6 protein-coding genes and 2 tRNA genes are annotated in these 6,060 nt (G+C 67.3%); 2 read left to right on the top strand and 6 right to left on the bottom strand.

The features are described from left to right. The 6 genes from clpX to AC1DVT_RS17310 all read right to left on the bottom strand — a co-directional run. Positions 1 to 1,098, bottom strand: a 1,098-nt coding sequence (clpX, locus tag AC1DVT_RS17335) for an ATP-dependent Clp protease ATP-binding subunit ClpX (protein WP_477390320.1), incomplete at its 3' end; no start/stop codon positions are given. A gap of 188 nt (positions 1,099 to 1,286) precedes the next feature. After that, positions 1,287 to 1,958 carry an ATP-dependent Clp protease proteolytic subunit gene (locus AC1DVT_RS17330; RefSeq protein WP_457098476.1) on the bottom strand — a complete coding sequence of 224 codons (672 nt, stop codon included), beginning with the start codon at positions 1,956 to 1,958 and terminating at the stop codon, positions 1,287 to 1,289. A 32-nt stretch (positions 1,959 to 1,990) separates the two neighbouring features. Beyond that, on the bottom strand, positions 1,991 to 2,575 hold the full coding sequence (locus tag AC1DVT_RS17325; RefSeq protein ID WP_457098475.1) for an ATP-dependent Clp protease proteolytic subunit: 585 nt from the start codon (positions 2,573 to 2,575) through the stop codon (positions 1,991 to 1,993). 90 nt (positions 2,576 to 2,665) lie between these two features. Then, a complete protein-coding gene (locus tag AC1DVT_RS17320) occupies positions 2,666 to 3,157 on the bottom strand; it encodes a tetratricopeptide repeat protein (RefSeq protein WP_477390318.1) in 492 nt (163 codons plus the stop codon). 69 nt (positions 3,158 to 3,226) lie between these two features. After that, a complete protein-coding gene (gene tig, locus AC1DVT_RS17315) occupies positions 3,227 to 4,678 on the bottom strand; it encodes a trigger factor (RefSeq protein ID WP_477390316.1) in 1,452 nt (483 codons plus the stop codon). A gap of 74 nt (positions 4,679 to 4,752) precedes the next feature. Next, positions 4,753 to 4,826, bottom strand: a tRNA-Pro gene (locus AC1DVT_RS17310). 192 nt (positions 4,827 to 5,018) lie between these two features. Here AC1DVT_RS17310 and AC1DVT_RS17305 point away from each other — a divergent pair. Both AC1DVT_RS17305 and AC1DVT_RS17300 read left to right on the top strand, forming a co-directional pair. Next, positions 5,019 to 5,089, top strand: a tRNA-Gly gene (locus AC1DVT_RS17305). A 72-nt stretch (positions 5,090 to 5,161) separates the two neighbouring features. Further along, positions 5,162 to 6,060: zinc-binding dehydrogenase (locus tag AC1DVT_RS17300; RefSeq protein ID WP_477390314.1), on the top strand; the 899-nt coding region annotated here is incomplete at its 3' end.

Below are 6,060 nucleotides of genomic sequence, written 5' to 3'. Positions count from 1 at the left end.
GCCCACGGCGAGGTCGGCGACGGCCTCGAGGGCGTCGTGCTCGAACTCGAGTTCGACCCCGTCGAGCTCGAACATGCGCTGGTACTGCTTGACGAGCGCGTTCTTCGGCTCAGTCAGGATCTCCATCAGCGCGACCTGATCGAGTGGCGAGACGGATGCCACGACCGGGAGCCGACCGATGAACTCGGGGATGAGGCCGAACTTGTGCAGGTCTTCCGGGAGCACCTCGCTGAAGAGGTCGAGGTCGCGCTCCTTGTCGTGCAGCTGGGCACCGAAGCCGATGCCGTGCTTGCCGACCCGGCTCGAGACGATGTCTTCGAGCCCGGCGAACGCTCCGGCGACGATGAACAGCACGTTCGTCGTGTCGATCTGGATGAATTCCTGGTGCGGGTGCTTGCGTCCGCCCTGCGGGGGCACCGACGCGACGGTGCCCTCGAGGATCTTCAGGAGCGCCTGCTGGACGCCCTCCCCCGACACATCGCGGGTGATCGACGGGTTCTCGGCCTTGCGGGCGATCTTGTCGACCTCATCGATGTAGATGATGCCGGTCTCGGCGCGCTTCGTGTCGAAGTCGGCCGCCTGGATGAGCTTGAGGAGGATGTTCTCGACGTCCTCGCCGACGTACCCGGCCTCGGTGAGGGCCGTCGCGTCCGCCACCGCGAAGGGGACGTTCAGTCGCTTGGCGAGCGTCTGGGCGAGATACGTCTTGCCGCAGCCGGTGGGGCCGATGAGCAGGATGTTGCTCTTGGCGATCTCGATGTCGTCGGCGCGCTGCTCGGCGGTCTGCAGGGTGCCGTGGGCGCGGATGCGCTTGTAGTGGTTGTACACCGCGACCGAGAGCGCGCGCTTGGCCGGCACCTGGCCGACGACGTACTCCTCGAGGAACGCGAAGATCTCGCGGGGCTTGGGGAGGTCGAAGTCGGAGACGACGCCCGCGCCCTGCTCAGCGGCACGCTCTTCGATGATCTCGTTGCATAGCTCGACGCACTCGTCGCAGATGTACACGCCGGGACCGGCGATCAGCTGCTGCACCTGCTTCTGGCTCTTTCCGCAGAATGAGCACTTGAACAGGTCGGCGCTCTCACCGATACGTGCCATCGGGCTCCTCCTCGTTGCCGCGGGGCTGCCGCTTCCCACCGTCCTCAGAGCCTAACCGCTGACGCGGACGTCGGGCGGGATTGCGACGCGAAGTGTGGAAGGGCGCCGTACGCTCTGGGCGCAAACGCCCCCGGGCGCACCGGCGCCCCGCCCCCGATGATTCGGGAGCGGGGCGCTGAAGGATGAAGCTACTTCGTCAGGGCGGCCTGACCGTGAAGGCGCTTGCGGGTCGTGAGGACCTGGTCGACGAGGCCGTACACGACAGCCTCTTCCGAGGAGATGATCTTGTCGCGATCGATGTCCCTGTTGACCTCTGCCTGCGTCTTGTTCGAGTGCTTCGCCAGGGTCTCTTCGAGCCAGGTGCGCATCCGCAGGATCTCTGCGGCCTGGATCTCGATGTCCGACGCCTGCCCGTGGCCCGCCTCGCCCATTGCGGGCTGGTGGATGAGGATGCGCGCGTTCGGCAGGGCGAGACGCTTGCCGGGTGCGCCGGCTGCCAGCAGCACGGCCGCAGCCGACGCAGCCTGACCGAGCACGACGGTCTGGATCTGCGGCGACACGTACTGCATGGTGTCGTAGATCGCCGTCATCGCGGTGAACGAGCCACCGGGCGAGTTGATGTACATGATGATGTCGCGGTCGGGGTCCTGGCTCTCCAGGACCAGGAGCTGCGCCATGACGTCGTCAGCCGAGGCGTCGTCCACCTGCACGCCGAGGAAGATGACGCGATCCTCGAAGAGCTTGTTGTACGGGTCCTGGCGCTTGTAGCCGTAGGCCGTGCGCTCTTCGAACTGCGGCAGGATGTACCGGCTGTTCGGAACGTTCAGGCCCTGCGGAATGCCGAAGGTCGGGGTGTGCATTCGGGTTTCTCTCTCTTTCGCCGCAGGTCTCGTCAGTTGGCCGTGCCGCCGCCGCCGACGACATCCGTCAGGTGGGCGCGGATGTGGTCGACGAAGCCGTATTCGAGCGCTTCCTTGGCACCGAACCACCGGTCGCGGTCGCCGTCGGCGTTGATCTGCTCGACGGACTTGCCGGTCTGCTCGGCGGTGATCTCGGCGAGGCGCTTCTTCATGTCGAGGATCAGCTGAGCCTGCGTCTGGATGTCGCTCGCCGTGCCGCCGAACCCGCCGTGCGGCTGGTGCAGCAGCACCCGCGCGTTCGGGGTGATGTAGCGCTTGCCCTTGGTGCCGCTCGTGAGCAGCAGCTGGCCCATCGACGCGGCCATGCCGATGCCGACGGTCACGATGTCGTTCGGGACGAACTGCATCGTGTCGTAGATCGCCATGCCGGCTGTGATCGAGCCGCCAGGCGAGTTGATGTAGAGGTAGATGTCCTTCTGCTGGTCTTCCGCTGCGAGCAGCAGGATCTTCGCGCAGATCTCATTGGCATTGTCGTCGCGCACCTCTGAGCCCAGCCAGATGATGCGGTCCCGCAGCAGCCTGTCGAAGACGCTCGTCGCGACAAGTGGTTCGGCCATTAGTACTCCTGATTCCTTGGACGTCTCCTCGAATCTACCGGGGCGCGTTCGACGACCCGGCCGTGTTCGCCCTGGGCAGAGAGCGGACGGTCAGTCCCGCTCGCTCACGAGGTCATCGGCATACGCGGCGACGGAGCGGGTGTACCGAGGCAGATGCGGCGCGAGCGCCTTCAGTGCGACGGATGCCGCGGCCACGGCCTCCCCCGACGACACCAGCGCCAACGCGTAGAAGGCCGCGGCGGCGTCGTGCAGGGGTGCGTCGGGTCCGCGATCGAACTCTTCGCGCAGCATCCCGCGCGCCTCGTCGGTCCGGCCGAGGTTGCGCAGCGTGCTGGCGAGCTGGATCACTGCACGAGCGCGACTGTACTCGTCCAGGCCCGCAGCGAGCGCCTGGCGGTAGAGCGGTTCGGCTTCGGTTTCGATGCCCGCCGAGTCGCGGGCGCCGGCACGCTCGAAGAGACCCCGCGCATCGCCGTCGTCGAGCGTGGCGGCGAGCGCGTCGATCCGCGCGATCCGATCGGCGTCACTCAGCTCGTGATCTGCCCAGACAGCCGCCACCTGGGCGTCCCACTCATCGGCCATGGTTCCTCCTCGATGAAGAAAGGGGACGGATGCGCGCGGCATCCGTCCCCTCGTCGACCCAGCGGGCGACTACTTCTTGTCGGCAGCGGCCTTCTTGGCGGCCGGCTTGCGGGCCGGAGCCTTCTTGGCCGGCTTCTCCTCGACCACAGCGGCCTCTTCGGCTTCGATGATCTCATCGGCCTCGGCCGCGGCATCCGCGATCTCCTCGGCCTCTTCGACGACCTCTTCAGCGTCGTCTTCGTCATCCACGGCGATGAAGTCGCTCAGGTCGACCGTCTTGCCGTTCGTGTCGACGACAGACACCTTGCCGAGGGCGACGGCGAGCGCCTTGTTGCGAGCGACCTCGCCGACCATGGCGGGCAGCTGGTTGTTCTCCTGCAGCGCCGTCACGAAGTCCTGCGGGGGCATGCCGTACTGGGCGGCCGACTGCACGAGGTACTGGGTGAGCTCGTCCTGCGAGACCGAGACGTCGAGCTTCTCGGCGATCGCGTCCAGCAGCATCTGCGTGCGGAACTGCTTCTCGCTGGCCTCGGTCACCTCGGCACGGTGCACGTCGTCTTCGAGACGGCCTTCGCCCTCGAGGTGGTTGTGCACCTCGTCCTCGACGAGTCCGGCAGGCACGGGGATCTCGACCTGCTCGAGCAGCTGCTCGATGAGCTTGTCGCGGGCTGCCGCGCTCTGCGCGAAGACGGACTGCTGTCCGACGCGCTCGGCGAGGCTCTCGCGCAGCTCGGCGATCGTGTCGAACTCGCTGGCGATCTGCGCGAAGTCGTCGTCGGCGTCGGGAAGCTCGCGCTCCTTGACGGCCGTGACGGTGACCGAGACCTCGGCGTCCTMACCGGCGTGGTCGCCGCCGACGAGCTTCGAGCGGAAGGTGGTGTCCTCACCGGCGGTGAGCGAGTCGATGGCCTCGTCGATGCCTTCGAGCAGCTCGCCCGAGCCGACCTCGTACGAGACACCCTCGGCGCGGTCGATCTCTTCGTCGCCGATGGTGGCGACGAGGTCGAGCTCGACGAAGTCGCCGGTCGCGGCCGGACGGTCGACCGTCACGAGCGTGCCGAAGCGGCTGCGCAGGCGGTCGAGCTCAGCGTCGATCGCGGCGTCGTCGGCCTCGACGGCCTCGACGGTCACGGTCTGACCCTCGAGCTCGGGAAGCGCGAACTCGGGCCGCACGTCGACCTCGACCTCGACCTCGAGGTCTCCGCTGAAGTCCTTGTCGCTGGGCCAGACGGTGACCTCGGCCTTCGGGCGTCCGAGCACCCGCACCTCGTTCGATGCGACGGCGTCGCGGTAGAAGGTGTCGAGACCCTCACTGACGGCGTGCTCGAGAACTGCGAGGCGACCGACACGCTGGTCGATGATCGGCGCCGGCACCTTGCCCTTGCGGAAGCCGGGGATCTGCACGTCCTGAGCGATGTGCTCATACGCGTGCGCGATGCTCGGCTTGAGCTCGTCGGGGGTGACCGTGATGTGGAGCTTCACCCGGGTCGGGCTGAGCGTCTCGACGGTGCTGTTGACCATGACTGTTCGTTCTCCTCGTCTCGGCCGCACGCGAAACGGTGCAGCTGAAGGTCTGGGTCTGTGGGGCCGTGATGTCGGGGCGACAGGATTTGAACCTGCGACCTCCCGCTCCCAAAGCGGGCGCTCTACCAAGCTGAGCTACGCCCCGGGCGGGCTGCATACGCGCGCGCATGCCGAACGGCCCTGAGAAGTCTAGCCGACTCGGGTGTGACCCAACTGTGTGTGGCACGGATTGGCGCCGGCGGGCAGGAGTGCGGGGGCCGGTCCGGTAGACTGTCGGATGCCGCGGCCTGCTGCGGACAACTCAATAACCCGATCCCGACGGAACGCCGTCGGATTCGGGGCTGTAGCTTAGTGGTAAAGCCTTAGTCTTCCAAACTAATGATGCGGGTTCGATTCCCGTCAGCCCCTCGCATGCACCCATAAAMCCCCTGGCCAGCCAGGGGTTTTCGTGTTTCCGCGGTCAACAGAAGGAGCAGCACCATGCGCGCACTCATCCACACCACCTTCGGAGACCCGACCGAGGTCCTGGAGGTCGCCGAGCGCCCGCTCCCCGAGCCCGGCCCCGGACAGGTGCGTGTCCGCACCCTTCTCTCCCCCATCCACAACCACGACCTCTGGACGATCCGGGGCACGTACGGATTCAAGCCCGAGCTGCCCGCCGCGTCGGGCACCGAAGCGGTCGGCGTGGTCGACGCACTCGGCGAGGGTGTCGAGGGATTGCAGGTCGGGCAGCGCGTCACCGGCGGCTCCTTCGGAGTCTGGGCCGAGTATTTCGTCGCCAAGGCGGCCGGTCTCCTGCCTGTGCCCGACGCGATCACCGACGAGACCGCCGCGCAGCTGATCTCCATGCCGTTCAGCGCGCTCGCCCTGCTCGACTCGCTCGACGTGCAGTCCGGCGACTGGATCGTGCAGAACACCGCCAACGGCGCCGTCGGCAAGCTGGTCGCGCAGTTCGCGCCGGCCCGCGGCATCCATGTGCTCGGCCTCGTGCGCCGCGATGCCGGCGTCGACGAACTCGCCGCCCTCGGCATCCACAACATCGTCTCCACCGAGAGCGCCGACTGGCGCGAACGCGCCGCCGAGATCCTCGACGGCGCCGAGCCTCGCGCGGCCGTCGACTCGGTAGGCGGGAAGGCTGCCGGCGAACTGCTGTCGCTGCTCGGCGAAGGCGGCACGCTCGTGTCGTTCGGCGCGATGGGATCCGGCCTGCTTCAGATCTCGTCCGGCGACCTCATCTTCAAGCAGGCGACGGTGAAGGGCTTCTGGGGCAGCACGGTGTCGAGGACGATGGATGCCGCGAAACGAGCCGCCCTGATCGGCGAACTGTTCCAGCGCATCGGTTCGGGCGAGGTCCGGCTGCCCGTTGAGGCGGTGTACCC

It is taken from the genome of Microbacterium sp. P2_F9 (genome assembly GCF_056403635.1).
Note: the sequence above shows the minus strand (reverse complement) of the source record. Positions and strands in the feature narration are given on the sequence as shown.

What these genes read in the sequence shown, in the direction of transcription:
- AC1DVT_RS17330 (WP_457098476.1), bottom strand. Translation starts at nt 1,958, where the DNA reads ATGCACACCCCGACCTTCGGCATTCCGCAGGGCCTGAACGTTCCGAAC.
- AC1DVT_RS17325 (WP_457098475.1), bottom strand. Translation starts at nt 2,575, where the DNA reads ATGGCCGAACCACTTGTCGCGACGAGCGTCTTCGACAGGCTGCTGCGG.
- AC1DVT_RS17320 (WP_477390318.1), bottom strand. Translation starts at nt 3,157, where the DNA reads ATGGCCGATGAGTGGGACGCCCAGGTGGCGGCTGTCTGGGCAGATCAC.